Genomic DNA, 26,736 nt, shown 5'->3' with positions numbered 1-26,736 from the left:
GCCTCTTGCAAGGAGAGCGCGCCGATGAACGAGCGCAACGATCACTTCCCGCAGCTCATTGAAACCGACGCGCTCATCATCGGCGCGGGCCCGGTAGGACTCTTCCAGGTGTTCGAACTCGGTCTGATGGAAATACACGCGCACGTGGTGGATTCACTGCCCGTGGTCGGCGGCCAGTGCGCCGAGCTTTACCCCGATAAGCCGATCTACGACATTCCTGCTGTGCTGATGTGCACCGGGCAACAACTCGTGGATGCGCTGATGAAGCAGATCGAGCCGTTCGGCGCAACGTTCCATCTTGGCCAGGAAGTGCAGATCGTCGAGCCGCGCGCGGACGGCCGCTTTTTCGTGCAAACGAGCAAGGGGACGCAGTTTCTTGCGAAGACGGTGTTCATCGCGGCGGGCGTGGGCTCGTTCCAGCCGCGCACGCTCAAGCTGAGCGGCATCGAGCGATACCGCGACACGCAGCTGTTCTATCGCGTACGCGATCTCGAACGCTTTCGCGACAAGGACATCGTAGTGTGCGGCGGCGGCGATTCGGCGCTCGACTGGGCGCTGCAACTCGTGGATGTCGCGCAGAGCGTGATCCTGCTGCATCGGCGCGAGGGCTATCGCGCGGCGCCGGCAACGGTCGCGAAAATGCACGCGCTATGCGAGGAATGGCGCATGCAGTCGATCGTCGGCCAGTTGACCGGCTTCGACGAGGAAGGCGGCAAGCTCACGCGCATCAAGGTAACGGGCGGCGACGGCGTCACGCGCTCGCTGGATCTCGACTACCTGCTGGTGTTTTACGGCTTGTCGCCGCAACTCGGGCCGATCGCGCAATGGGGCCTTGAAATCGAGCGCAAGCAGTTGCCGGTGGACACGGCGCGCTTCGAAACGAGCGTGCCGGGCATCTTCGCTGTCGGCGACATCAACACCTATCCGGGCAAGAAGAAGCTGATTCTTTCAGGCTTTCACGAAGCCGCACTCGCCGCATTCGGCGCGGCGCATCATGTGTTTCCCGAGAAGAAAATTCATCTGCAGTACACAACGACCAGCACGCGCCTGCACAAGGTGCTCGGCGTGGAGTCGCCGGTGTTCGACTGAACGCGGGGCGAGCGCCCCGCGTCGCGTTCAACCGGGCTGCTTAGGCCTGTTCGGCGTCCTGCTCGCGGAAGATGCGGTCGGCGAGATGGAACGCCGAGTTCGCCGCCGGCACGCCGCAATAGATCGCCGTTTGCAGCAGCACTTCCTTGATTTCGTCGCGCGTGACGCCGTTGTTGCGCGCGGCGCGCAGATGCAGCGCGAGTTCCTCGCTGCGGTTGAGCGCGACCATCATCGCGATCGTCAGCAAGCTGCGCGTGTGGCGCGGCAGGCCATCGCGCGTCCAGATCTCGCCCCATGCATAGCGCGAAATGAAGTTCTGGAATTCCTCGGTCACTTCCGTGCGGTTGGCGAGCGAGCGGTCGACGTGCGCGTCGCCCAGCACCGCGCGGCGCACCTTCATGCCCGCTTCATAGCGTTCTTCGTCGTTCATCACGCCCCCAACAGGAAATCGACCACGATCTTGTTGTACTCGTTAGCCAGTTCGACGTTCGAGATGTGCGCGGCATTCAGCTCGACATAGCGCGCGCCAGGCACCGATTCGGCCAGTTCGCGGCCTTGTACGGGCGTCGCGGCCAGATCGTGCGTGCCCGAGATCACGAGCGTGCGCGCCTTGATCGACGGCGCCTCGCCGCGCAGGTCGGCGGCGTTGATCGCTTCGCAGTTCGAAGCGTAGCCGTCTTTGTCGGTATGCACGAATACATCGCGCACTTGCGACATCACGAGCGCATTGTTCGCGATGAATTCGGGCGTGTACCAGCGCGGCAGCACGGCGTCGGCAAGCGCGAGCATGCCTTCGCTGCGTGCCTTCGCCGCGCGCGGCACCCACACTTCCGGCGAGCCGATCTTCGCGGCCGTGTTGCACAGCACGAGGCGATCGATGCGGTTGGCGTAGCGCGCGCCGAGGCCGACGCCGGTCAGGCCGCCCATCGAAACGCCCGCGAAGTGCGCGCGCTCGATGCCGAGCTGGTCCATCAAGCCGATCACGTCGCCGGTCAGCTGCTCGATCGTGTACGGGCCCTGCGGCGCCGCCGAATGGCCATGGCCGCGCGTGTCATAGCGCAGCACGCGGAAGTGCTTCGTGAACTCGGCGATTTGCGGCGTCCACATCGACACGTCGCTACCGAGCGAATTCGACAGAACCACCCATGGCGCCGAGCGGTTCTCCGTCCCGTCGATGCGGTAGAACAAATGCGTGTCGTTAACGGCTGCGTAAGGCATGCGTGTTACTCCTCGTGTGTCTTCTATGATCAGTGGGACGTGCGTTGCCCGGCGCTCGCTTCGTACGACGCGACTACCGCGTCGACGAAAGCGTGCGCCTGTCCCACGTAGTTGGCCGGATCGAGCAGCGCCTTGAGGCGCGCTTCGTCCAGGTGTCGGGTAACGGCGGGATCCGCCGCCAGCACTTCGTACAGCGTGCGGCCGCTTTGCACCGCCGATTTCGATGCGTGCTCAACGAGATGGTGCGCGTCCAGGCGCCCGATCTGGTCGCCGAGCGCGAGCATCACGGCTTCGCCGAGAATAAGGCCGTGCGTGATGTCGAGATTCGCCGCGAGACGCTCGGGCCGCACTTCGAGCCCGGCGGTGATCTGCTCGATCTGCGCGAGCGCGCCGCCAGCGAGACGCGCGAGATCGGGCAGCGCGTCCCACTCCGCCTGCCAGCCGCCGAGCGCGCGCTCGTGTTCCTGAACCATGCCCGCGAACACGGTCGCGACGAGGCCGGGCGCGCGCGTGGCAGCCGTCAGGACGGCGGCGCAACCCACGGGATTGCGCTTGTGCGGCATGGTCGACGAACCGCCCTTGCCCGCCGCTGCCGGCTCGCCCAGCTCACCGACTTCAGTCTGCATCTGCAGGGAGATGTCACGCGCGATCTTGCCGAGCGTGCCGATGAGCATGCCGAAGAACGACGCGGCTTCGGCGATGCGGTCGCGCTGCGTGTGCCACGGCAAGGCAGGCGACGCGAGACCGAGTTCTTGCGCGAGCGCGGCGCTCACCTTCGGCGCGGCGTCGCGCAAGCTCGCGAGCGTGCCGGCCGCGCCGCCGAACTGCAGCACGAGCGCGCGCTCGCGCAGCGCGGCGAGGCGTTCACGATGGCGCAGCATGGCGTCGAGCCATTGCGCGAACTTCAAGCCGAGCGTGATCGGCAGCGCCTGCTGGAGCCACGTGCGCCCCACTGCCGGCGTCGCGCGATGCGTGCGCGCGAGGTCCGCGAGCGTCGCGCAGAGCGCATCGATGCCACGCTCGATCAGCGCCAATGCGTCGCGCAACTGCAGCACGGTGGCCGTATCGATGATGTCCTGGCTCGTCGCGCCCCAGTGAACGTATTTGGCGGCTTCGGGGTCGGCGGCCTTCACGCGCGCCGTGAGCTGCTTGACGAGCGGGATCGCCAGATTGCCGCCCAGCGCGGCGTCGCGTGCGAGCGCCGGCGCGTCGAGCTGGTCCGCCGCGCACGCCTCGACGATCGCGGCCACGGCCGACTGCGGAATCACGCCATGCGCAGCGCTGGCGCGCGCGAGCGCCGCTTCGACGTCCAGCATGCGCTGCAGCGTGGCTTCGGGAGACCAGAGCGCATTCATCGGCTCGGTCCCGCAGATCAGGCTCGTGAGGCGTTCAATCATGAAGTGTGGTGCGTAGACAAAAGCAGGCAGATGGAACGAAGCGGGCGCGGCAACCGTCGACGAATGCCGACGGTTGCCGCGCCACGCACGTGCGAATCATTCGCACGTCGACAAACAGTTTACGCTGCGCGACGGTTTTGCGTCGCGTCGATCAGCGGCACGCCGGCGAGCTTCTGCAGCGCGTCGAAATCGATGTCCGAATAGATCTCGCGCACGGCGAGGCCTTCAGGCGTGACGTCGAACGCGGCGAGGTCCGTATAGATGCGGCCCACGCAGCCCACACCCGTGACCGGGTACGAGCATTCGCTCACGAGCTTGCTTTCGCCTTGCTTGGTCAGCAGTTCCATCATGACGAACACCTGCTTCGCGCCGAGTGCGAGGTCCATCGCGCCGCCCACTGCCGGAATCGCGTCGGGCGCGCCGGTGTGCCAGTTCGCGAGGTCGCCGCCCACCGACACCTGGAACGCGCCGAGCACGCAGTAGTCGAGGTGACCGCCGCGCATCATCGCGAACGAGTCCGCGTGATGGAAGTAGGCGCCGCCGGTGAGCAGCGTCACGTGCTGCTTGCCTGCGTTGATGAGTTCGTCGTCTTCCCTGCCGGGTGCGGGGGCCGGGCCCATGCCGAGCAGGCCGTTCTCGCTGTGCAGGAAGATTTCCTTGCTCGGATCGAGGTGGTTGGCCACCAGCGTCGGGACGCCGATGCCGAGATTCACATATGCGCCTTCGGGAATGTCCGCGGCCACGCGCTGGGCCATTTCATCGCGATTCAGTCGTTTCATTGCCTCTCTCCGTTCCTTCAGGCTGCCTGGCCGCCATGCTGCTCGTGCGCTTGATGGGCCGCTTGCGGCACTTCCACGACGCGCTGCACGAAAATGCCGGGGGTCACGATCACTTCAGGATCGAGTTCGCCGAGCGCCACGACTTCCGAAACCTGGGCAATGGCGACCTTCGCCGCGCTCGCCATGATCGGGCCGAAGTTGCGCGCCGTCTTGCGATAGACGAGGTTGCCCCAGCGATCGCCCTTATACGCCTTGATGAGCGCGAAGTCGGCGTGCAGCGGCGCTTCGAGCACATAGTGGCGGCCGTCGATCAGACGCGTTTCCTTGCCTTCGGCCAGCTTCGTGCCGTAGCCCGTGGGCGTGAAGAAGCCGCCGATGCCGGCGCCCGCGGCGCGGATGCGCTCGGCCAGATTGCCCTGCGGCACGAGTTCGAGCTCGATTTCGCCGGCGCGATAAAGCGCGTCGAACACATACGAGTCGGTCTGGCGCGGGAACGAGCAGATGATCTTGCGCACGCGCTTCGCCTTGAGCAGCGCGGCCAGGCCGATGTCGCCGTTACCTGCGTTGTTGTTGACGATGGTGAGGTCGCGCGCGCCCTGCTCGATGAGCGCGTCGATCAGTTCGGCGGGCATACCGGCCGTGCCGAAGCCGCCGATCATCACCTTGGCGCCGTCATGCACATCGGCCACGGCGGCTTGAAGCGAGTCGAAAATCTTGTTGATCATGCCTGTTCCTGAAAGCGATGCGCATCGCGGAAGGTCCACGTCACTCGATCGCGAAAAAGTTCTATATACGAACACTGATTCGTTTAGCGAACGTCCAGCGCATTATCGGAGTGGAATCAAGCGCTTGTCAAGGCGGGTCTACCCACACAGGCAATCTACTTCATGTCTGCGCCGGTACGCGCGGATCCGTGCACGGTCGCACTTCCTGCCGCGCTTTCAGGACAGGCGCGGCCGTGGGCACATACCCCAATATCCGGAATTGCAATTCGTCGACTAGTCTTTATCTGATTTCGACATAGTGCCGCCCACGCCTTCATGCAAGACCTCGATCTGAATCTCATTCCCTTTCTCGTGGCCATGGAGGAAACGCGCAATGTGAGCCGCGCCGCCGAGCGACTCGGCGTGAGCCAGCCGCGCGTGAGCACGGCGCTCGGCAAGCTGCGCGAGTATTTCGGCGACCCGCTCTTCGTGCGCACCTCGCGCGGCATGGAGCCCACGCCACGCGCGCTCGGCCTCATTCCCGCCGCGCGCGACGCGCTGGTGCGTATCGAGAAGGGCATGCTGCAAGCGCAGGACTTCGATCCCGCCACGAGCACGCACACGTTCTCCATCGCACTCTCGGATGTCGGCGAGATCGTGTTTCTTCCCCGCCTCCTGCAGGTGTTCGCCGAGCGCGCACCGGAGGCGAACCTGCGTTCGGTGTCGTTGCCGCCAAGCCAGGTCGAGCGCGGTCTCGAGTCGGGCGACATCGATCTCGCCGTCGGCTACTTCCCCGATCTCGGTGGTAACAACTTCTTCCAGCAGCGCCTCTTCACGCACCGCTTCATCTGCATGATGCGAAGCGGACATCCGCTTGCGGGCAAAGCCATGACGATCGAGCAGTTTCTCGCCATGGGCCACGCCGTCGTGCGCGCCGAAGGGCGCAGCCAGGAAGTGCTGGAGCAGTATCTGGAGAAGCGGCGCATGCGCCGCCGCGCAGTGCTCGAAACGCCTCACTTCATGAGTCTGCCGTTCATTCTCACGCGCTCCGACCTCATCGCGACCGTGCCGCATGCGATCGGCTTCGCCTATGTGTCCGAGCACGCATCGATCACGCTCGTCGAGCCTCCGCTGCAATTGCCGCGCTTCGATCTCAAGCAGCACTGGCATCGCAAGTATCACAACGCGCCGCGCGGCGAATGGCTGCGTAGCGTCGTGGCGGAACTCTTCAACGACGCCATGGACGAATGGCCGAAATGAGGCCTGCTCGCGCCAGGTGCGAGAAAACATGAAACAATGTGCGCTCGTGGAGCACGCCAAAGCGGCGTCCTTCCACATGACAGGAGCCCATGCATGAGCGAAGAAAAAAAAGCCGGAAAAGCCAGGCAACGCAAGAGCGCAACGAACTCAACCGTGGTGCGCCCGTCACGCGCCGAAGCCGAGGACGCCGTGCGCGTACTGCTGCGCTGGGCCGGGGACGACCCCGCTCGCGAAGGGCTGATCGACACGCCGGGCCGCGTCGTGCGTGCCTATGAGGAGTTCTTCGCGGGCTATCAGGTCGATCCACGCGAGATCCTGTCGCGCACCTTCTCGGAGGTGGACGGCTACGACGAAATGATCGTGTTGAAGGACATTCGCTTCGAGAGCTACTGCGAGCATCACATGGTGCCCATCATCGGGCGCGCGCACGTAGCGTATCTACCCGAGCATCGCGTGGTAGGCATCTCGAAGCTCGCGCGTCTCGTCGACGCATTCGCGAAGCGCCTGCAGATCCAGGAAAAGATGACCGCGCAGATCGCCGACACGCTCAATGAAATCCTGCAGCCCAAGGGCGTGGGCGTGATACTCGAAGCGGCGCATCAATGCATGTCCACGCGCGGCGTGCACAAGGCCGGCGTGGAGATGGTGACGTCGCGCATGCTCGGCACGTTCCGCACCGATCCTTCCACGCGCCGCGAGTTTCTTGCGATCGTCGGCAATACGAGCTCGATGAGCGTCGCGAATACCTGAAGACCCCGCACGCAGAAAATGAACGGGACGTCATGTCCCGTTCGGCCCTCACTTCATCGGGCTTTCGTCGCCCCGCTCGATCTCGCGAATCTTGCCCTGGCGCACGCTGCTGCCCGGCGGCACGCTGTGCGTGAGCCACACGTTGCCGCCAATCACCGAGCCGCGCCCGATCGTCACGCGGCCGAGAATCGTCGCGCCCGCGTAGATCACCACGTCGTCCTCGACGATCGGATGGCGCGCGTTGCCCTTCACGAGCGTCCCGTCGAGGTCGGCGGCAAAGCTCTTCGCACCGAGCGTCACGGTCTGATACACGCGAACGCGCTCGCCGATGATCGCCGTCTCGCCGATCACGACGCCCGTGCCGTGATCGATGAAGAAACTCGAGCCGATCTGCGCGCCCGGGTGAATATCGATGCCCGTTGCCGAGTGCGCGATCTCATTGATGAAACGCGCGAGCAGCGGCACGCCGAGGCGGTACAACGCATGCGCGAGCCGATGATGCGTCATGGCCCACACGCCTGGGTAGCACAGCAGGATTTCGGTAATGTGCTGCGCGGCCGGATCGCCCGTGAACGCCGCCTGAATGTCGCTCACGAGCAGCGCGCGAATATCGGGCAGTTGCCGGCCGAACTCGCGCGCGACTTCGAACGCGCGCATGCGCAGTTCGTCGTCGCTGGCCTGCGAGTTTTCCGGCAGGAAGCGCAACGCGCGGCGAATCTGCTCGGCCAGCAGCCGCAAGGTGCTGTCGAGCGTGTGACCGACGTAGTAGTCGATACTTTCGTCGGTCAGGTCGGGCGCGCCGTAATGCGTGGGAAAGAGCGCGGCACGCAGGCCGGCCACGATGTTGACGACCGCATCGCGCGACGGCAATTCGCGGATACCGAGTGGATGGCGCGTGCGATGCCGTTCTTCACGCGACGCACGCAGATCGGCGACGATCTGTTCCAGGCCCCAGTCGGGGGAAGCAGCTTTGGACATGGTGATGCGGCAGCAGACGCAAGGTCTGCGCAGGAGTGAGTGAATCGACCCCAGAGATTACCGCGTTTTGCGCGAGTTCGCCGAAGCGCCCTCTGCGGCCGGCGACGCCCGCGGGGCGCGCGCGTTCACAGCGTGACCGTGCTCGCGTCGATCCAGCGCACGGCCCAGTCGCGCGCATGGGCGATGGCGGCCGCCTCGTCGGAAAAGCGCAATTCAGCAGGAAAAAAACGGTTGGCAACGAGTTCGCCGTCGCTCGAGCGCGAAATCACCACATACGGTTGATACGTGCCGTCACCGGCACGCGCCGGTGCGCAATTCAGCAAATAGCCACGATGCGTAAATGCAGCGTCGAAGTGCATGTGTGTCACCCGCCCTGACTGCCTCGTCTGTTTTATCTGGCGCGTGCATTCAGGATCGTGCGGCAAAGCCACGGCATGAGCCCTCGCCCGGCCCATTAATCGAAAGCGCGCCAACTCGTTGAAAGAGGATCATACTCCTGGGAAAAAGGCCAAACCAACGAAAAAAATGCAAAATCGCTGGAGGCGTTCTCCTGGCGAACCGGCTTGCTTTTCACCCCGAATCAAGGGTGCGGCGCTGCAGCGGAACAGCGCTTGCGGACTTGCCTGCTGAACGCAGGCACCCCGATCTTCCAAGGAGGAAGAATCATGAATCGTCCCGACGACATGCATAAAGCGAATATAGGCGATGTGAGCGCGTCGCCGTCACGGCCGCGCAGCGCCGAACTCCACAACGACCGCACCCACGATAGCTCGGTCGACACCGACGGCAAGAACCGCGAAGCCGCGCGCCTCGCGGGCGATGGCTACATCTGCCCCGATGAAGTGACGACCAGCAACGCGACGCTCGTCAACAGCGTGCCCGAAGCCGGGGACGGCCTGGCGGGCTTCGACAGCCGCAAGGACGTGCACCGGTTGCCGATCGCGCTCGAGTCCGGGTACGAACTCGTCGACCTCGGCATGAGCGCGCCCGAAGCGCCCAACGACTTCTTCGACTGGGAGCGTGACGCCGAGCGCGAAGCGGGTGTGCGCCGCAGCCCGGGGCGCCTGCATTTCGCGCTCAACCACCTGCGGCCGACGCGCGTGATCGAGCTGCTGCGCAAGCCCTGAATGGTGGTTCGCCGCCCGTGCTGCGGCGAACCATTTGCGATTATCCAGGCGATATCGCCGCACTGGCGGATTCAGCCAGTATTCAGTCGAGTGCAGTTAAAAGTCGAAATGAAAAGCCTGAAAATAATTGAAAGCCGATAAATCGACGGCATTATCCCGGCAAGTCGCGCGCTTTTTCCGCTTTTGAAATGCCGTCCGGCTTTATTTCAGGCCGGTGCAATACACTGGGGGCTGATCGGCGCGCTTGTTCAGGAAATGCAGAAATTCTCTCCAATGTCACCGAAATCCGACAGAAATGACCCCACAATGAGGAAGGATTGCAGACGAGGGGGGATCGGATAGGAATTTAGTGATAAATTCTTACATCATAAGAAGCGAGGCGCGAGTGTGTGAGGGCTTGCCCCGCGATCTCGCCCAGCGCTGATGGAGAGTGTTGAACGTGCCTCTACATTTTATTGAGCAGATGTCGCCCGTGCTCGACGCGCCCGAAGAGGCAGCGTGGTTCGACGCGGTGGCGAAGCTCGCCAGTTCGTGGGGATTCAGCCAGCTCATGCTGGCTATCTTGCCGCGCCCGGGCATGAGGCTCGAGGACGCGTTCATCCGCACGAACTATTCGGCCGCCTGGCGGCAGACGTACAACGACCACGGCATGGCCTACTTCGACCCTACCGTGTCGCATTGCACAACGCGTTCGGCGCCGCTCATCTGGTCGCCGGAGCTTTTCGCGACCGAGCAGCAACAATCGATGTATGAGGAGGCCCGCTCGTACGGGCTGCGCGCGGGCATTACCCTGCCGATCCATGGTCCGCGCCAGGAAGTCGGCATGTTGTGTTTCGTCAACGACGCCAATCCCACCGACCATTTCTGGGACGACGTGAACCGCGCGTTGCCGAATCTCGTGCTGCTGCGCGACCTCGTGCTGGACACGAGTCAGCGGCACCTGAACGACCACGCCCAGTCGCTGATTCCCAAGCTCACGCCACGGGAAAAGGAATGCCTCAAGTGGACTGCGCTAGGCAAGTCCACTTGGGAAATTTCTCACATCCTGAATTGCTCCGAGGCCGTCGTGAACTTCCACATGAAGAACATTCGCGGGAAGTTCGGCGTCAACTCACGGCGGGCGGCCGCCGTGATTGCGACACAGATGGGTCTTATTGACCCGGGCTAAGCACCATCGGTGCTTCGCCGCGCAACACGCGCTCGGCACGGCCAAGGTCGCCGTCCGAAATCGTCTTGTTGAAATACAGCCCGAGCAGGATCGACACCGGCGGCGGAATCTCCGCGCCCGACTCGAACCGGCTGCCGCGCGACTGCGTCACGCCGAAACGCGCCCAGAAGCGGCGCTGGCTTTCTTTCTTCTTCTTCCGATAAGCAATGATCAGGACGCGGTCGACGACCGAAGACAGATCTCCGGAGGACGACATGGTGTTCGCACCCGAGTGCCATTGATTGCTCATAAGTTCCATGATGACTCTCGCTGTCAGATATGCCTGATGAGTGACTGCCGCGGAACTGATTCTCCTTAAGAGGCCCTATCTGCGCACCTACCTATCTAGATAGGTGTTTTTTTATATTCATAACGCATAGCTTTCGAACCGTACTGCCGCGCTTCCACACAAATCGGGAGAGTTGTCATGCAAGCTGCGATACGGATCGGACAGAGACAGGACTTCGACAATGAGGACATCAACGAGATGTACCGGCTGCGCGCGCGCGTGTTCCGCGACCGCATGGGCTGGGACATTCCCACCATCGCAGGGATGGAAATCGACGGCTACGACGCGCTCGGGCCCCATTACATGCTGATTCAGGACGGCGCTGGCCACGTGCGCGGCTGCTGGCGCATGATGCCCACCGAGGGCCCCAACATGTTGCGCGATACCTTCCCGCAACTGCTGCAGGGCAAGGCCGCGCCCACGGCCCGCAACATCTGGGAACTGAGCCGCTTCGCCATCGAGTCGGGCAACGACCAGGCATTCGGCTTCGCCGACGTGACCATGAGCGCGATGCGCGCGGTCGTCTCGTTCGCCGACCGCTCGGGCATCAGCAGCTATGTGACGGTCACCACGACACCGATGGAGCGCCTGCTGCGCCGCACGGGCATCGAGCTGACGCGGCTTGGCGCGCCGATGCGTATTGGCGTGGAAAATGCCGTCGCGCTGGAAATCGCGATGAGCCAGCAAACGCACCACGCGCTGTTCGGGGCGATGGCGCACGCCGCTTGAGCGCGCAGCCGCGCGGGAGCGGATTGGCGCTGGCCAATGCGGTGGGTTCCCTGCTCAGCCTGGCGTACTGTTGTTTTTGTCTGACAAATAATAACCAATAATCTGCGCCGACCGCCTGGACCCGAGCGCGGCCGGCCTTAATGGGCCTTAATGGGCCTTAGTGGGCCTCAATCGGCCTTGACCTCGCCGGCTCTCGCTTCGCCGCTTTTCTGCGCCGCCGCAGCGCTACGCCCGAAGCGGATGTGGGAAATCCGCCCCACGCACAGCGCCGCCGCGAGCGCCGCGCAGCCGGTCAGGCCGATCCCCAGATGGATCGCGTCCACCAGCACGTGGCGCACGGCATCGATCAGCGCCGCGCCGTCGAGCCCCGCCGCCTTCATCTGCGCAACGAGGCCCTCGCGCAGCGACGGGTCGATCAGCACGCGCGGGTCGGCGAGCTGAGGTTGCCAGCGCTGCTGCAGCGGCGCGCCGATCACCGCCAGCGCGTCCCCCACGCCAGCCGCATAGCGATGGTTGACGATCGTCGCCACGACGCTGGTGCCGAGCATGCCGCCCACCATGCGCGTGGATTGCAGCAAGGCGGTCGTGATGCCGAAACGCTCCCGCCCGGCGATCTCCTGGCCGAATACGTTCAGATTGTTCAGGATGAAGCCGAGCCCGATACCCACGGCCGACATCGCCAGCTCGAGCCAGAGGTGCTCCGTGTTTCGGGACGCGAAGGCAAGGCCGGCGGAAGCCGCGACCAGCAGACTGAAGCCGACCGTCAGAATCGTCGTGGGCTTGCGCAGCCGGATCACGATACGCGTATTGATCAGGCTGCCTAGCGCGATACAGGCGGCGATCGGCGTGGCGAGCAAGCCCGCCTGCTGCGGTGACAGGCCGAAACCGCCCTGCAGGAGCAGCGGCGCGAAAAAGATCAGCGAGAACATCACGAAGCCCGAAAGCGTCGAGAGCGTAAACAACGTGACTAGCTGCGGGTCGCGGAACAGATCAAGCGGGATGATCGGGTGCGTCGCGCGGCGTTCGCAGGCGAGCAGGAGCGCCGCGCCCGCGAGTACCGCCACTGCCAGCATGGCGTTGCCGGTCGTCAAGCCGCTCTTGGGCACCGCCTCGATCAAGGTCTGGAAAGCGCCCAGCACCAGCGCGACGAGCGCGGCACCCGTCCAGTCGATGCGCACTTCGCCGGTGCGCGCCGGCTGGTAGCGCGGCAGATGCGCCCAGATGAAATAAAGGGCAAGCACGCCAACCGGCAGATTGACGAGAAAGGTCGAGCGCCAGCCAAAGTGCTCGCTGAGCCAGCCGCCCAGCGACGGTCCCGCCGCGGTGCCGATGCCGTAGGCGGCCGCCATGACGACCTGCCAGCGGACCCGCGCGCGCGGGTCGGGAAAGAGATCGGGAATCGAGGCGAACGCCGTACCCACCATCATCCCGCCGCCAATGCCCTGCAGCGCGCGCGCCGCTGCGAGAAAGCGCATGTCGGTCGCGAGCCCGCACAGCACGGAGGCCACCGTAAACACGATCACGGCGGCAATGACGAAGCGCTTGCGGCCAAAGTAGTCGCCGAGCCGGCCAAATACGGGCACCGTCACGACCGAGGCCAGCAGGTAGGCGCTCGCGATCCACGCATAGAACTCGAAGCCGTGCAGTTCGGCGACGATCGAGGGCAAAGCGGTGCTGACAACGGTTTGATCGAGTGCGACGAGCATGTTGACGAGGCCGATGCCGAGCATGGCCAGCAGCGCGTCGCGAAACGGCAGGTTAGCGGAGGAAGGTTTCACGGGAGGGGAAGACTGCGCGGAGCGAAAAAGAGGCAACGATAGCGGTATGACGGTGCGCGTGCAACATGACGAAAAAGCCAGAAGTTCTGGCGGCCCCGCGGTATTCCGACGCAACCCCCTTGATCTTCCTTCGCGCTCCTTCCACATTTCATACAGTCCGACTGCATCTTTACTTGCGATCCATTAAGCTCTTCGCCAGTCACGACGCGCCGCGCCCGTCTCGTAGCAGCATCGCCCGAGACCGCGCGATTCTCGATCCCACCCAAAGAGGAGGTCTTATGTATAAACGCATCCTTGTCGCCGTCGACGGCAGCGCCACATCGCGCCGCGCCTTCGAAGCCGCGCTCGACCTGGCGAAGGCCATGGGCTCGACCCTGCAGCCGTATTACGTGATCGAGAACACGCCGATGTATTTCGACGCGCCCGGCTACGATCCGTCGATCCTGCGCAACCAGATGATCGCGCAGGGCAACGAACTTGCGGAAGACATGAACAAGGCCATGAGCGAGCGAGGCGTGCAAGGCGCCATGCTCACGGGCGAAGCGTCCTCGCTCGACGACGTCCCGACGCTCGTGCTCAACGCCGCGAAGACCGAAGGCTCCGATCTGATCGTGATGGGCACGCACGGCCGCCGCGGCTTCCAGCGCCTCATTCTCGGCAGCGTGGCCGAGCGCTGCGTGCGGCAGTCCACCCTGCCCGTGCTCCTCATCCCGTCAGCCGCGGGAAATGCCGAAGAGTAGTCGCATTCAGTGCATGCAGTTTGGCACGTTATTAAAGAGTCGCTTGCGCTCCGTCAGACGGCGCGCAAGCGCCTTCTGACAAGGCTCAACACCAAGCATCTCAAATGCGCGTCACTTTGCCACCAATCTGAGATTCGACCCCGGTAGACAATGCCTGGACAGAGATCAAAGGAGCACTGTCGATGCTGAATCCTACCGTCGTTTCCCATACCACTGTGCGCCGCAGCAATCGCACGCCCGTGGCGGCACCGCGCACGTCCACGCGCTGTTCGGTTTGCGCCATGCGGCACCTGTGCATGCCCCAGGGCCTCACCCTCGACGACCTGCCCAAACTCGAAGCCTTGATCTGCTCCGCGCGCAGTGTGCGGCGCGGCGAAGCCGTGTACCGCGCCGGCGACGCGTTCGACAATCTCTACGTCGCGCGCTCCGGCTCGCTCAAGACGGTCATGGCGCACCGCGACGGCCGCGAGCAGGTCACCGGCCTGCGTCTGGCCGGCGACCCGCTCGGTATCGACGGCATCAGCACCGGCTTCCACACCTGCAGCGCCGTGGCGCTCGAAGACAGCTCGGTCTGCATCATTCCCTACTCGGCGCTCAAGCATTTGTGCCGCGAAACCGGCGCCATGCAAGACCGGCTGCACCGCCTCATGAGCGAGCAGCTTATCCGCGAATCGTCGCAAATGATGGTGCTCGGCTCGCTTTCCGCCGACGAACGCGTCGCCGCCTTTCTGCTGGACGTCTCCGAACGCAATGGCCAGCGCGGGTACTCACATGCGGAGTTCAACCTGCGCATGACGCGTGAGGACATGGGCAGCTATCTCGGCATGACGCTCGAAACGGTGAGCCGCACCCTGTCGAGATTTCAAAAGCGCGGCCTGATCGACGCACAGGGCAAACTGATCCGCATTATCGATCTCGAAGGCCTGCGGCATCTGTAATTCACGGCAAACCCCGGACGTGCCGCCCGCCCCGGGTTTCCCATGCCGCGCCGCATCGGCGCGGCATCTCCGTTGGCACAACTCCTGCGCAGCGTTAAAGTCTCGTTCTACGCCCACGCAAGGAGAGTCGCCGAAATGCATCTCCCGCAATCCCCCACGCTCGCTGCCCGCCTCGAAGCGGCGCGCACCGCCAGCGACGCGCTCTTCAACGTCGTCAAGCCCGAGTTTCTCTACGAGCGGCCGATTCGCGAGCGCCACCGCATCGTGTTCTATATCGGTCATCTGGAAGCATTTGACCGCAACCTCTTCGACAAACGCCTGTTCGACCTGCCCACCGCCGATGTGCGCCTCGACCAGTTGTTCGCTTTCGGCATCGATCCCGTCGATGGCGGTCTGCCGACCGATACGCCCGCCGACTGGCCCGATCTCGCCGAAGTCCTCGCCTACGGACGCGATGCGCGCAGCCGCATCGACGCGCAGCTCGCGACGCTCGACCTGCCGCCCGATGCCTCGAATCACGACACGCCGGGGCAGTTGCTGAACGTCGCGATCGAACACCGGCTCATGCATGTCGAAACGCTCGCCTACATGCTCCACCAGTTGCCGTTCGAGCAAAAGCAGGTGCCCGCCGCACCAGGCACGCGCGCCAATCCGCTCCACAAGGTCGAGGCCGGGACGGTTCAGGTGCCCGCGGGCCGCACGGAACTCGGTATGACCGTCGAGCGCGGGCTATTCGGTTGGGACAACGAGTTCGGCGAACAGCAGGTCGACGTACCGGCATTCGAGATCGACCGCTACATGGTGACGAACGGCGCGTTTCTCGCATTCATCGAGGACGGCGGCTACCACAGGCGCGAACTCTGGAATGATGCCGATTGGGCCTGGAAGGAAAGCGAGCACGTAGCGCACCCCGTATTCTGGTCGCGCGGTCCCGAAGGCTGGCGGCTCCGCACGATGTTCGAAGACATCGCCTTGCCGCTTGCGTGGCCCGTGTACGTGAGTCACGCCGAAGCCAGCGCCTTTGCGCGCTGGCGCGGCATGGCGCTGCCAAGCGAGGCGCAGTGGCAACGCGCGGCACACGGCGCGCTGCCCAGCCACACCGACAACTTCGATTTCCGCGACTGGAACCCGGTGGCCGTCGACGCCACGCCGCACAGCGCCAGCACATGGGGCGTAGAAGGCCTGTACGGCAACGGCTGGGAATGGACTTCCACGCTCTTCGGGCCACTGCCGGGTTTCAAGGCGTTCCCGTTCTACGAGGGGTACTCGGCAAATTTCTTCGACGGTCAGCACTACGCAATGAAAGGCGGCTCGCCGCGCACCGCGCAATGCATGTTGCGGCCCACGTTCCGCAACTGGTTCCAGCCGCGTTACCAGTACGTTTATGCGGGATTTCGCTGCGTTCGGGATTGATCGATCCCGTTGCTGATGGATGAGAGGGCGCCGCCCCTCTCATCAGCCTTTCCCCGCGGGAAAGCACGCTTCACACATCCTCAATTTTCGCGCTCGCGAAAATCTCCCACACTCTACATCACGCCTCTTCCGTACTGTCCGTATGGATTTGCGCCCCGACCGCGGCTCATGGCGCGGCATCAAAAATTCTGGAGACAGCATGAACAGCCATCCCCTGGACCTCGGCGGCAGCGCGCCGGGCGAAGCGCCGCGGCGCCCGCTAACCGCGCAAACCGCGTTTCAAAGCCCCCAAGGCGTCACGCTCAGCGGTTTCATGGACGACATGCCGGTGGGTGCGCTGCATCGCTTCGTAGTGTGGGTGATCGGCATTGGCCTGTTCTTCGACATGTACGAGATCTTTCTCGTCAGCTCGATCGGGGCAGCGCTGCAAAACGAGTATGGCCTCGACGCGCACAGCCTCGCGTTCAAGCTGCTGCTGGCCTCGGCATTCGTCGGCATGTTTTTCGGCTCGCTCTTTCTCGGCAGTCTCGCCGACCGCATCGGCCGGCGGCGCGCCTTCCTGTTCACGCTCGTGTGGTACAGCGCGTTTTCGCTGTTCGCCGCATTCTCCGTGAACGCCACCATGCTCGTGGTCTGCCGCTTTCTGACCGGCGTGGGCGTCGGCGCGATCTATCCCGTGGCGGACACGTTCCTCTCGGAAATTCTGCCGAAGGAAAAACGCGGCCGGCTCGCCGCGTGGGCCTATACCACGTCGTATGTCGCCGTGCCGCTGGTCGGTTTCCTCGCCGTTTGGCTCAACCCGCTGCATCTCGGCGGTATCGCGGGATGGCGCATCATTCTCGCCATCGGCAGCCTTGGCGCCCTGTTCGTGCTGGCCGTGCAGCATCGCCTGCCCGAAAGCCCGCGCTGGCTGCTCGCGCAAGGCCGCGCCGACGAAGCCTATGCGATGTTGGGCCGCTTCGCGCAAAGCGCCGGCGCGCAGATGCCCAAGCACTTTGCCGAGCCGAAAACGCGCCAGCACCCGCTGCGCCTTTCCGAGCGTATTGCCGTGCTGCGGCGGGCACCGTATGACAAGCGCTACTTCATGCTCGTCGTGTTTCACCTGTTTCAGGCCTTCGGCTACTACGGCTTCGGCACGCTCGCAGGCGTGGTCGTGAAGAGCCGCGGCATCGACGTAACGGGCAGCACGCTGTTCGTCGCGCTCTCGTTTCTCGGCTACCCGATCGGCTCGCTGCTCTCCGTGCCGCTGCTGAACTGGATCGAGCGCCGCACACTCGTGATCGCCTCGCTCGTTTCCATTGCGATCTTTGGTCTTGGCTTCGCGTATTCGGGGCAGGCCGCGCTGATCGTTTGCTTCGGCGTGCTGACGACCTGTGCGTCGAATGTGTTCAGCAACGCTTATCACGTGTACCAGGCCGAAATTTTCCCGGCCAGCGTACGATCGACCGCCATCGGCAGCACATACTCGCTCTCGCGCATCATGAGCAGCGCGCTGCCATTCATCCTGTTGCCGGTGCTCACGCAGCACGGCCCCATTGCGATGTTCGGCGTGATCTCCGCCGCGCTCGCCGTCGTCGCCGTCACGCTGCGTGCGCTCGGGCCGCTCACTACGCGCCGCAGCCAGGACGAAATCAATCCGGTCTGACCGGCTGATTCCTCGCGCGTCCCTCGATCATCGGGGCGGCCGCCGCGTCATGCGGGGCCGCCCCGGTTTTCATTGCGCCGCGCGCGCCGACATGTAGTCGAACAGGCTCACGATGTCCGAACTTGGCGCGCTATCCGACTTCATGCCGATCCATAGCGTACGCGTGGCCCACGTGTCCGCAAGCTTGATCTTGACGACGCCCGCCTTGCCGCGCTCGTCGCTCACGGCGTCGCGCGGCAGCACGCCGATACCGAGCCCCGCTTCGATCATGCGAAACACGCCGTCAAAGTTCGAGGCCTGGATGCGCAGCTTGAGCGAGCGCTCGATGGCGAACGCCGCGTCCGTCATGCGCGCGAGCAGCGAGCTGCCGTCGCTCAGGCCCACATAGTCTTCGTCGAGCGTATCCGCGAAACGGATGATGTCGAGTTCGGCGAAGCGATGATTGCGCGGTACGAGCAGCACGAGTTCGTCCCGGCGATAGAGCCGCCGCTCGATGCCAGGCGCGGGCACGTTGTCGGCGAACACGCCGAGGTCGGCCTTGCCTGCGCCGAGCGCTTCGACGATCTCGTGGCTCAGCCGTTCTTCGAGACTGACCTTGATGCCCGGATGCTCATTCAGGAAGCACGCGAGATCGACGGGCAGGAACTGCACGATCGCCGACGTATTCGCCCACATGCGCACATGCCCGCGTACGCCGGCGGCGTAATCGCTCATTTCGGTGGCCATGCGATTCACCTGATCGACCACGCGCGTAGCGTGCCCGAGCAGCGCGTGCCCCGCGGGCGTGAGCTCCACGCCGCGCGCGCGGCGCAGGAACAAGGCGCAGTCCGTCACGCTTTCAAGCTCGGCAATGCGCTTGCTGACGGCCGAAAGCGTGAGTTGCCCGTGCTCGGCGGCCTTGGTAAGGCTGCCGTGTTCAGCGACGAGCAGAAAGACCCGCAGCGACTGCAGATCGAAGTGAAGTGGATTGACCATGATGAAGGGAGCAAGGCCGCGCGAGAGACGATTGTCCTGCATCGCGGGCTCGGGAGGAAGTGCGGATCGGAGCGTGGAGAAGCGGACGTCCTGTCATGGACGTCCGCGTACCGGCCGTTCGGGCCGGCGTGCTCGCCGCTGCGCCGGCGCCCCCCGGTTCAACGGCGAAAGCTGGCGAGATAAATGAACCGGCCTAAATCAGCTCGGAAATCTCGATGAGATTCAGATCCGGGTCGCGCACATAAACGGAGCGGATTTTCTGCGTCGCGCCCGTGCGCTCGACGGGACCTTCGACGATCGGCCAGTTCTTCTGCGCGAGCTGCGCGATCACCGCGTCGAGCGGCACCGAGGCGATGAAGCACAGATCGAGCGCGCCCGGCACCGGCACATGCGCCTTGGGCTCGAATTCCGCGCCGCGCACATGCAGATTGATCTTCTGGTTGCCGAAGCGAAACGCGAGCCGGCCCGCGCCGAAGGTCTCCAGTTCCATCTGCAACACTTCCGTATAGAAGTGCTTCGTGGCCTCGGGGTCCACGCAGGTCAGCACCAGATGGTCGAGGTGGTCGATCAACGCCATGCTTCGCTCCTTGTCATGAGAACGCCCGTTGTACGGGCATGCCTTGCGCCAGTTCGGGAACCGGGTGCAGGTCGAGCCGGCGGCCGGCCTTGAGAATCTGGCTCGGCACGTCGTGGCCGATCAGGCCAGGCAGCAGCGCGGCGGCATCGAGCACGGCGGCGAGATTGACGCCGGTGTCGTAGCCGTCGAGTTCGAGCATGTGCACGAGTTCTTCCGTGCACACGTTGCCGCTCGCGCCCGGCGCGTACGGACAGCCGCCCAGGCCGCCGAGCGAGGCGTCGAAGCGCACGATGCCCGCATCGAGCGCGGCGAGCGTATTGGCAAGCGCCATGCCGCGCGTATTGTGGAAGTGCAGCGTAAGCTCGAGCGCGCCAAACGCCTGTGCAGCGCTTTCGCACAGCGCGCGCACCTGAGCGGGGTGCGCCATGCCTGTCGTGTCGCAAAGCGTGACGCCCTGCACGCCCAGTTCGGCGAAACGCTGCATCCAGCCGAGCACGTCTTCGACGGGCACGTCGCCTTCCATCGGGCAGCCCATTGCTGTGGAGAGCGAAACATTGATCGCCACGCCCGTGCCGCGCACCGCATCGATCACGTCGCGCAACTGCGCGAACGACTGCTCGCGCGTCATGCGCAAGTTGGTGCGATTGTGGGTCTCGCTCACCGACATCACGAGATTCACTTCATTCACGTTGCACGACAGCGCGCGCTCCGCGCCGCGCACGTTCGGCACGAGCACCGTGTAGACGACACCCGGCACGCGCTTGATGCCGTGCATCACCGCCTCGGCGTCGCGCAGTGCGGGAATCGCCTTCGGCGACGTGAACGAGGTCACTTCGATCTTCGCGTAGCCACAAGCGCTCAGGCGGTCGATCAGCACGATCTTCTCGTCGGTGTCGATGAACGCGGCTTCGTTCTGGAAGCCGTCGCGCGTCGCAACTTCGTTGAGATACAGCACCTTGCCCTTGAAGTGTTCTTTAGTTCCGGTACTCATCTTGCCGCTCTCCGTTCAGATCACGCCGCGCTCGCGCCATGCTGCGCGCGTCGCGGCGTCCACGCCTATCGATTCCAGCACCGTGTCGGTATGCTCGCCGAGCTTCGGCGCGCTGCGCTCGATCGTGCCAGGTGTACCGCACAGCTTGGGCACCACGCCCGGCACCTGGACCGCTGTGCCATCGGGCAAAGTGTCGTCCACGATCATCTCGCGCGCATGGTAATGGGGATCGGCCGCGATGTCCGCGACATCGTAAATGCGCCCCGCCGGAATGCGCGCGTCGTTGAGCGCCGCGAGCACCTCGTCGAGCGTTTGGCGCGCGGTCCACTCGCCGATGGCGGCGTCGATGCGCTGGACCTGCGCGACCCGTCCGTCGTTCTGCGCGAGCGCGGGATCGTTGCCGAGATCCGCGCGCCCGATCAGGTCCATCAGGCGGCGATAGATGCTGTCGCCGTTGCCCGCAATCAGCGCGTACTTGCCATCGCTGCAGCGGTAGGCGTTGCTCGGCGCGATGCCAGGGAGGCTGCTGCCCGCCGGCTGGCGCACGGCGCCGAACACCGAATACTCGGGCAACAGGCTTTCCATCATGTTGAAGACCGACTCGTAGAGCGCGACGTCCACGACCTGGCCCCGTCCGCCCTGCTGCTCGCGGTGGCGCAGCGCGAGCAGGATGCCGATCACGCCATGCAGCGCGGAAAGCGAATCGCCGATCGAGATGCCCACACGCACCGGCGTGCGCTCGGGCTCGCCGCTCAGGTGGCGCAGGCCGCCCATCGCTTCGGCGACCACGCCGAACCCAGGCCGGTCGCGATACGGGCCCGTCTGCCCATAGCCCGAGACGCGCAACATGATGAGGCCTGGATTGATCGCGCTGAGTTCGTCCCAGCCGAGGCCCCAGCCTTCGAGCGTACCCGGGCGGAAATTTTCGATTAGCACGTCGGTTTGCGCGACGAGCCGGCGAATCACGTCCTGCCCTTCGGGCGTGCGCAGATCGAGCGTGATGGATTCCTTGTTGCGCGACTGCGCGGCCCACCAAACGGACGTGCCGTCGTGCAGCAGGCGCCACTTGCGCAGCGGATCGCCCACGCCGGGCGGCTCCACCTTGATGACGCTCGCGCCGAATTCGGCGAGCATGCGGCCGGCAAACGGACCCGCGATGAGCTGCCCGAGCTCCAGCACGCGGATTCCTTCGAGTGGTCGTGGCATGGCTGTGTCTCCTCACTGTCTGCGACTGACTATGGGAAACATGATGAACCCGACCGCACCCTTTGATAATCGATGCTTGCTCAATCTGGCTTGAGCAAATGGAAAGGCTGGGAGAACGCTCGGCATGTTCACGCGTTTCGCATCCTGTGCGGCGTCACTACGCATTTCCGCATCGGAAAGTCAGTTGGCGGAACGGGCAAACCACCCTTAGGCGCCGCAGGCGACAATAGACGTACTGCCCCTCTTTCGCTCAGGCCAGAAACCCATGCACGTCGTTTTTCTCGATCGCGCCACACTCGCGCCCCAGACGCAGCTTCGTCCGCTGCCTTTCGATCACACGCTGGAAACGTTCGAGCGCACGGCACCCGAAGCGGTTGCCGCGCGCATCCGCAACGCCGATATCGTCATCACGAACAAGGCGCGCATCACCGAAGCGGCGCTGGCCGGCGCGACGCGCCTGCGCATGATCGCCATCGCGGCCACAGGTACGGACAACGTCGATCTGGCTGCGTGCGCGGCGCGCGGCATCGTCGTGAGCAATGTGCGCGACTACGCCGGCAACAGCGTGCCGGAGCATACGTTCGCGTTGATATTCGCGCTGCGCCGCGGCCTGGCCGCGTATCGCGACGCCGTGCGCGCTGGCCGCTGGCTCGAATCGGGGCAGTTCTGCTTTTTCGATTATCCGATCCGCAATCTCGCGGGTTCGACGCTCGGTGTCATTGGCGACGGCGCACTCGGACAAGCCGTCGCGCAAATGGGGCGCGCGCTCGGCCTGCGCGTGCTGTTCGCCGCGCGCAAAACGCGCAACGATGCGCGAGCGGGCTACGTGCCCCTCGAAACGCTGCTGGAAGTCAGCGACATCATCACGCTGCACTGTCCGCTCAACGTGGACACGCGGGATCTGATCGACGCAACGGCCTTCGCGCGCATGAAGCGACGCCCCTTGCTGATCAACACGGCGCGTGGGGGACTCGTGAACGAAGCAGCGCTGGTGGATGCGCTGCAATCCGGCGCGATTTCAGGCGCGGGTTTCGATGTCGTGACGCAGGAACCGCTGCCTGCCGATCATCCGTTCCAGGCCATCGTCTCGCATCCGGCATTCATCCTCACACCCCACGTTGCGTGGGCGAGCGATGAAGCCATGCAGGCGCTTGCGGATCAACTGATCGAGAACATTGCGGCGTTTTACGAAGGAAAGCCGCGCAACAATGTGACCGCGATGGTCACTGCGCGTTGAGCGCAAGGCGCGGCAACCGCAGCGGGGTTGCCTGCGCCTGAAACATCAGGCCATTTCCGGCTGCTTCGCGTGCCAGTATTCGTCGACGGCTTGCTTCGCGTTTTGCTCGACCACGCTGAGCGCCATCAGCACATCGATCTTCAGCTTGGGAATCGCAAGCTCCACGGAAGGCAGCTTCGCCGTTTCCACTTGTGCATCGACCCCTTCCATCACCGCGCGGCACAGCCATTGCGTGTCCGTCGCGTCTGCTTTCGCATCGACAGTGACTCGAAAGCCACGATACTCGACTGCCATATACTTCTCCTGAAACCTGACAAAACGTAATGCTCGCCCCGCCGGACGGCGGTAAGGGGGCGACTATATCACCTCTTTCGTGACGCTTCAGCGAGGTCCGCAAGAAGTCATGAAGCATTCACGAAAAAACGCCGCGCCCGCATTCACGCCCTGTTTTTACGGGCGATTCTGCGAGCGCAACCGCAATCGGGTCAGTTCGGACTTCTGCGCATCAGCTCGCGAGCGTGGCCCGCATCGAAGCCTGCCGCATCGTGCGCCAACCGACGATCGCAAGCGATACCCCCGAGATCACGGCGGCGGCCGAGACGTAATACGCGGGCGCGAGCGTATCGCCTGTCGTGTGAATGAGCACTTCGGCAATCGTCGGCGCGAAGCCGCCAAAGAGCGTCACGCCCAGACTGTACGCAATGGAAAGCCCCGCCGAGCGCACGCGCACGGGAAAGATTTCCGACATCAACGCGGGCATCGGACCCGAATAGGCCGCCTTGAAGATGCCCGCCGCGCCCTGGAGCACGAGTAGCCAGCCGAGCGTGGGGTGACGCTGCAATAGCGCGAACATCGGGTAGGTCAGCGAAGCCAGCAGGATCGACGTGGTCAGCATGATGCGAATGCGCCCGATGCGGTCCGAGAGCGCACCCATGACCGGCGAGAGCACGAACTGCAAGCCGCCATTGAGCACGACCACGCCAAACGACGTTGCCGCCGCCATATGCAACTGCTTCACCGCATACATCGGCATATAGAGCTGGAGGATGTACACGCCAACGGTGGACTGCGCGACGATACCCACCGCGAGCAGCAGATTCACCCATTGGCGGCCGAGCCCAGGCTCCTTCGTTGCGCGCGCATCTTGTGTACTTTGCGCCTGCTGATTCGCGACGAATTCGGGCGTCTCGTCCAGATGCGAGCGGATGTACCAGCCCACGGGGCCGAGCACGAGCCCGAAGAAGAACGGCACACGCCAGCCCCACGCCTGCAGTTGTTCGGGTGGCAGCCACCATGCGAGCACGCCGCCGAACGACGCCGCGAGAATCGCCGCCGCGCCCTGGCTCGCGAACTGCCAGCTCGCGTAATAGCCACGCTTCGCTGAGCTGTGCTCGACCATGAAGGCCGTCGCGCTGCCGAATTCGCCGCCCACCGCAAAGCCCTGCACGAGTCGCGCGAGCAGGATCAGCAGCGGTGCTGCGATGCCGATCGACGCATACGGCGGCATGACCGCCATGGCGAGCGTGCCGGCCATCATGAGCGCGATGGCAAGCGTGAGCGCCGCCTTGCGGCCCTTGCGGTCGCCGTAGATGCCCAGCACGATCGCGCCGAGCGGACGCATGAGGAAGGAAATGCCGAAGGTGCCGACCGCGAGCAGCGTGGAGAGCCATTCATCGTGCACGGGAAAGAACTGCTTCGCGATCATCGGCGCGAAGTAGCCGTACACGAGAAAATCGAACCACTCGAGCGCATTGCCGATCGACGAGGAGAACACGATGCGGCGCACCATGCCGCGGCTGAGCGGCGTTCTCGAAGCCGATGAAGCGGTCTCCATGTCAGTCTCCTCCGTTTTTATTTGGTCTACTCATTGTTAGTCGTGAACCGCGAGCGAGACATTCCCACTCGCGGCACACGTTGCTCGCCGCTTAAAAGCCCGCTGCGAGCCCGTCGCGACGCGTATCGCTCGCGGCCACATAGCCGCGCTCGGGATCGTTGCGGTCGAGCTTCCAGATGAACTGGCCCGAGCCGAAGTCCATGTACGGATCGTCGATACCCTTGATCTCGTGGCCGAGCCCTTGTAGCGCGCGCGCCGTTTGCGGGTTGAAGGTCGATTCGATGTCGAGCGTGAAGTCGCGGTTGACCTTCCAGCGCGGCGCGTCGCACGCGGCCTGCGGCTGCTGGCCGTAATCGAGCATGCGCACGACCGACTGCAAATGCCCTTGCGGCTGCATGTCGCCGCCCATCACGCCGAAGCTCATCACCGCCTCCTGGCGGCCGTCCACCTGCTGCGTGAGGAACGCCGGAATGATGGTGTGGAACGGGCGCTTGCCGCCTTCGACGACGTTCGGCGAGGCCGGGTCCATCGAAAAGCCGCAGCCACGGTTCTGCAGCGCGATGCCCGTGCCCGGCACGACCACGCCCGAACCGAAGCCCATGTAGTTCGACTGGATGAAGCTCACCATCATGCCGTGCTCGTCCACGGCGGAGAGATAGATCGTGCCGCCCGAGCGCGGCATGCCGAAGTCGAACTGCGTGGCGCGCTTCGGGTCGATCAGCTTCGCACGCTCCTTGAGGTAGGCGTCGTCGAGCATCTGCTCAGGCGTGACTTCCATCGAACGCGGGTCGGCAACGTAGCGATAGACGTCGGCGAACGCGAGCTTCATGGCTTCGATTTGCAGATGCTGCGATTCGAGGCTGTCGAGCGCGAGCGAGCCCATATCGAACTGCTCGAGAATGCCCAGCGCGATGAGCGCGGCAATGCCCTGCCCGTTCGGCGGAATCTCGTGAACCGTGTAGCCGCGATAGTTCTTGCCGATAGGCTCGACCCATTCCGGACGATAGTTGCGCAGGTCGTCGAGCGTGAGCGCCGCGCCGCCTTCGCGCGCAAACGCGGCGATGCGCTCGGCCAGTTCGCCTTCGTAGTAGTCGCGCGGGCCATGTTTCGCGAGGCGCCGCAGCGTGGCGGCGTGGCCGGGGAAGCACACGCGCTCGCTCACTTCAGGCGCGCGGCCGCGCGGCATGAAGGTCTCCGCAAAACCCGGCTGGTTGTGCAGCTCGGGAATCGCCGCCTGCCATTTGCGCGTGACGATGGTCGCCACCGCATGGCCGCGCTCCGCGATCTCGATGGCCGGCTCCATGAGGTCCGCGAACGGCAGCTTGCCGAACTTCATATGCAGCGCTTCCCAGCCCGCGATCACGCCCGGCACGGTCACCGTATCCCAGCCGCGCTTGGGTTGCTTCGCGAGGCCATTCTCTTCGCCGTACTTGCGGCGGAAGTAATCGACGCTCCACGCCGCCGGCGCATTGCCCGACGCATTCAGGCCGTGCAGTTTCGCGCCGTCCCACACGAGCGCGAAGCAGTCGCTGCCAAGCCCGTTCGAGACCGGCTCGACCACGGTGATGGCGGCGGCGGCGGCAATGGCGGCGTCGACGGCATTGCCGCCCTTCCAGAGCATACGCAGTCCGGCCTGCGCGGCGAGCGGATGCGAGGTCGAAACGATATTGCGGGCGAACACCGGCAGGCGCGGCGTCGGATAGGGGTTTTGCCAGTTGAAGCGCGTCATGGGAGTTCGAATTCCGGTGATGAACGAAAGCAGCGGCGCGCGCACCGCCGCACTCAGTTGCGGCGCGCACGACTCATGCCGATCTATCGATTATCTTGAAGGATCAGGCAAAAAAATATTAATATTTTATTGTCGATACTTAAGTT

27 protein-coding genes are annotated in these 26,736 nt (G+C 64.3%); 11 read left to right on the top strand and 16 right to left on the bottom strand.

Going from position 1 to position 26,736, the window contains the following annotated elements; all coding sequences use genetic code 11:
- The first annotated feature begins 24 nt into the window (after window positions 1-24).
- Entirely contained in the window at window positions 25-1,089 is a 1,065-nt protein-coding gene (locus FAZ97_RS17985) for an NAD(P)/FAD-dependent oxidoreductase (protein ID WP_158759801.1), read from the top strand.
- A gap of 40 nt (window positions 1,090-1,129) precedes the next feature.
- Here the strand turns inward: FAZ97_RS17985 and pcaC are convergent, their stop codons facing one another.
- The 5 genes from pcaC to FAZ97_RS17960 all read right to left on the bottom strand — a co-directional run bounded on the left by pcaC (window position 1,130) and on the right by FAZ97_RS17960 (window position 5,208).
- Window positions 1,130-1,519 (bottom strand): 4-carboxymuconolactone decarboxylase, encoded by a 390-nt coding sequence (gene pcaC, locus FAZ97_RS17980; protein WP_158759800.1) that lies wholly within the window; start codon window positions 1,517-1,519, stop codon window positions 1,130-1,132.
- Window positions 1,519-2,307, bottom strand: coding sequence for a 3-oxoadipate enol-lactonase (gene pcaD / locus FAZ97_RS17975; protein ID WP_158759799.1), 789 nt, complete (start codon window positions 2,305-2,307; stop codon window positions 1,519-1,521). The genes pcaC and pcaD overlap by 1 nt, the downstream gene beginning before the upstream one ends.
- A 29-nt stretch (window positions 2,308-2,336) precedes the next feature.
- Window positions 2,337-3,704, bottom strand: coding sequence for a 3-carboxy-cis,cis-muconate cycloisomerase (locus FAZ97_RS17970; protein WP_158759798.1), 1,368 nt, complete (start codon window positions 3,702-3,704; stop codon window positions 2,337-2,339).
- Window positions 3,705-3,823: 119 nt separating this feature from the next.
- Window positions 3,824-4,483 (bottom strand): 3-oxoacid CoA-transferase subunit B, encoded by a 660-nt coding sequence (locus FAZ97_RS17965; RefSeq protein WP_158759797.1) that lies wholly within the window; start codon window positions 4,481-4,483, stop codon window positions 3,824-3,826.
- 17 nt (window positions 4,484-4,500) lie between these two features.
- Window positions 4,501-5,208 (bottom strand): 3-oxoacid CoA-transferase subunit A, encoded by a 708-nt coding sequence (locus tag FAZ97_RS17960; RefSeq protein WP_158759796.1) that lies wholly within the window; start codon window positions 5,206-5,208, stop codon window positions 4,501-4,503.
- Window positions 5,209-5,523: 315 nt separating this feature from the next.
- Here FAZ97_RS17960 and FAZ97_RS17955 point away from each other — a divergent pair, with 315 nt between their 5' ends.
- Both FAZ97_RS17955 and folE read left to right on the top strand, forming a co-directional pair.
- Entirely contained in the window at window positions 5,524-6,447 is a 924-nt protein-coding gene (locus tag FAZ97_RS17955) for a LysR family transcriptional regulator (RefSeq protein ID WP_158759795.1), read from the top strand.
- Window positions 6,448-6,540: 93 nt separating this feature from the next.
- The gene (gene folE / locus FAZ97_RS17950; RefSeq protein ID WP_158759794.1) at window positions 6,541-7,197 is read left to right on the top strand and encodes a GTP cyclohydrolase I FolE; all 657 of its coding nucleotides are present in this window, start codon (window positions 6,541-6,543) and stop codon (window positions 7,195-7,197) included.
- A gap of 48 nt (window positions 7,198-7,245) precedes the next feature.
- On the opposite strand, the gene epsC is transcribed toward folE, so the two are convergent.
- Entirely contained in the window at window positions 7,246-8,175 is a 930-nt protein-coding gene (gene epsC, locus FAZ97_RS17945; protein WP_158759793.1) for a serine O-acetyltransferase EpsC, read from the bottom strand.
- Between the two features lie 125 nt (window positions 8,176-8,300).
- Window positions 8,301-8,534 (bottom strand): hypothetical protein, encoded by a 234-nt coding sequence (locus FAZ97_RS17940; protein ID WP_028206369.1) that lies wholly within the window; start codon window positions 8,532-8,534, stop codon window positions 8,301-8,303.
- A 306-nt stretch (window positions 8,535-8,840) separates the two neighbouring features.
- Here FAZ97_RS17940 and FAZ97_RS17935 point away from each other — a divergent pair, with 306 nt between their 5' ends.
- Together FAZ97_RS17935 and FAZ97_RS17930 are read left to right on the top strand one after the other, a co-directional pair.
- Complete coding sequence (locus tag FAZ97_RS17935) at window positions 8,841-9,302, top strand: DUF3005 domain-containing protein (RefSeq protein WP_407671861.1); 462 nt, start codon at window positions 8,841-8,843, stop codon at window positions 9,300-9,302.
- 463 nt (window positions 9,303-9,765) lie between these two features.
- The gene (locus tag FAZ97_RS17930) at window positions 9,766-10,470 is read left to right on the top strand and encodes a helix-turn-helix transcriptional regulator (protein ID WP_158760974.1); all 705 of its coding nucleotides are present in this window, start codon (window positions 9,766-9,768) and stop codon (window positions 10,468-10,470) included.
- Here the strand turns inward: FAZ97_RS17930 and FAZ97_RS17925 are convergent.
- Entirely contained in the window at window positions 10,454-10,768 is a 315-nt protein-coding gene (locus FAZ97_RS17925; protein WP_158759792.1) for a helix-turn-helix domain-containing protein, read from the bottom strand. The genes FAZ97_RS17930 and FAZ97_RS17925 overlap by 17 nt on opposite strands.
- 168 nt (window positions 10,769-10,936) lie before the next feature.
- Between FAZ97_RS17925 and FAZ97_RS17920 the strand changes: the two genes are divergently transcribed.
- Window positions 10,937-11,527 (top strand): acyl-homoserine-lactone synthase, encoded by a 591-nt coding sequence (locus tag FAZ97_RS17920; protein ID WP_158759791.1) that lies wholly within the window; start codon window positions 10,937-10,939, stop codon window positions 11,525-11,527.
- Window positions 11,528-11,694: 167 nt separating this feature from the next.
- Here FAZ97_RS17920 and FAZ97_RS17915 read toward each other — a convergent pair whose 3' ends face one another.
- A complete protein-coding gene (locus FAZ97_RS17915; protein WP_158760973.1) occupies window positions 11,695-13,257 on the bottom strand; it encodes an MFS transporter in 1,563 nt (520 codons plus the stop codon).
- Between the two features lie 326 nt (window positions 13,258-13,583).
- Here FAZ97_RS17915 and FAZ97_RS17910 point away from each other — a divergent pair, with 326 nt between their 5' ends.
- The 4 genes from FAZ97_RS17910 to FAZ97_RS17895 all read left to right on the top strand — a co-directional run bounded on the left by FAZ97_RS17910 (window position 13,584) and on the right by FAZ97_RS17895 (window position 18,041).
- Window positions 13,584-14,045 (top strand): universal stress protein, encoded by a 462-nt coding sequence (locus FAZ97_RS17910; protein WP_158759790.1) that lies wholly within the window; start codon window positions 13,584-13,586, stop codon window positions 14,043-14,045.
- Between the two features lie 182 nt (window positions 14,046-14,227).
- Window positions 14,228-14,983, top strand: coding sequence for a helix-turn-helix domain-containing protein (locus FAZ97_RS17905; RefSeq protein WP_158759789.1), 756 nt, complete (start codon window positions 14,228-14,230; stop codon window positions 14,981-14,983).
- 135 nt (window positions 14,984-15,118) lie between these two features.
- On the top strand, window positions 15,119-16,396 hold the full coding sequence (locus tag FAZ97_RS17900; protein ID WP_158759788.1) for an SUMF1/EgtB/PvdO family nonheme iron enzyme: 1,278 nt from the start codon (window positions 15,119-15,121) through the stop codon (window positions 16,394-16,396).
- A 199-nt stretch (window positions 16,397-16,595) separates the two neighbouring features.
- Window positions 16,596-18,041 (top strand): MFS transporter, encoded by a 1,446-nt coding sequence (locus FAZ97_RS17895; protein WP_158759787.1) that lies wholly within the window; start codon window positions 16,596-16,598, stop codon window positions 18,039-18,041.
- Between the two features lie 69 nt (window positions 18,042-18,110).
- Here FAZ97_RS17895 and FAZ97_RS17890 read toward each other — a convergent pair whose 3' ends face one another.
- From FAZ97_RS17890 to FAZ97_RS17875, 4 genes are all read right to left on the bottom strand, one after another.
- On the bottom strand, window positions 18,111-19,016 hold the full coding sequence (locus tag FAZ97_RS17890) for a LysR family transcriptional regulator (RefSeq protein ID WP_158760972.1): 906 nt from the start codon (window positions 19,014-19,016) through the stop codon (window positions 18,111-18,113).
- A 193-nt stretch (window positions 19,017-19,209) separates the two neighbouring features.
- A complete protein-coding gene (locus FAZ97_RS17885) occupies window positions 19,210-19,593 on the bottom strand; it encodes a VOC family protein (RefSeq protein WP_158759786.1) in 384 nt (127 codons plus the stop codon).
- Between the two features lie 13 nt (window positions 19,594-19,606).
- Window positions 19,607-20,584 carry a hydroxymethylglutaryl-CoA lyase gene (locus tag FAZ97_RS17880; protein WP_158759785.1) on the bottom strand — a complete coding sequence of 326 codons (978 nt, stop codon included), beginning with the start codon at window positions 20,582-20,584 and terminating at the stop codon, window positions 19,607-19,609.
- 15 nt (window positions 20,585-20,599) lie between these two features.
- Window positions 20,600-21,790 carry a CaiB/BaiF CoA transferase family protein gene (locus FAZ97_RS17875; protein ID WP_158759784.1) on the bottom strand — a complete coding sequence of 397 codons (1,191 nt, stop codon included), beginning with the start codon at window positions 21,788-21,790 and terminating at the stop codon, window positions 20,600-20,602.
- A 265-nt stretch (window positions 21,791-22,055) separates the two neighbouring features.
- Between FAZ97_RS17875 and FAZ97_RS17870 the strand changes: the two genes are divergently transcribed.
- Window positions 22,056-23,027, top strand: coding sequence for a D-2-hydroxyacid dehydrogenase (locus FAZ97_RS17870; protein ID WP_158759783.1), 972 nt, complete (start codon window positions 22,056-22,058; stop codon window positions 23,025-23,027).
- Window positions 23,028-23,072: 45 nt separating this feature from the next.
- On the opposite strand, the gene FAZ97_RS17865 is transcribed toward FAZ97_RS17870, so the two are convergent.
- The 3 genes from FAZ97_RS17865 to FAZ97_RS17855 all read right to left on the bottom strand — a co-directional run bounded on the left by FAZ97_RS17865 (window position 23,073) and on the right by FAZ97_RS17855 (window position 26,590).
- Window positions 23,073-23,321, bottom strand: coding sequence for a hypothetical protein (locus tag FAZ97_RS17865; protein WP_158759782.1), 249 nt, complete (start codon window positions 23,319-23,321; stop codon window positions 23,073-23,075).
- Between the two features lie 211 nt (window positions 23,322-23,532).
- Window positions 23,533-24,861, bottom strand: coding sequence for an MFS transporter (locus tag FAZ97_RS17860; protein ID WP_158759781.1), 1,329 nt, complete (start codon window positions 24,859-24,861; stop codon window positions 23,533-23,535).
- Between the two features lie 91 nt (window positions 24,862-24,952).
- Entirely contained in the window at window positions 24,953-26,590 is a 1,638-nt protein-coding gene (locus FAZ97_RS17855) for a gamma-glutamyltransferase family protein (RefSeq protein ID WP_158759780.1), read from the bottom strand.
- Between the last annotated feature and the right edge of the window lie 146 nt (window positions 26,591-26,736).

The organism is Paraburkholderia acidiphila, assembly GCF_009789655.1.
GTDB classification, from domain to species: domain Bacteria; phylum Pseudomonadota; class Gammaproteobacteria; order Burkholderiales; family Burkholderiaceae; genus Paraburkholderia; species Paraburkholderia acidiphila.
Note: the sequence above shows the minus strand (reverse complement) of the source record. Positions and strands in the feature narration are given on the sequence as shown.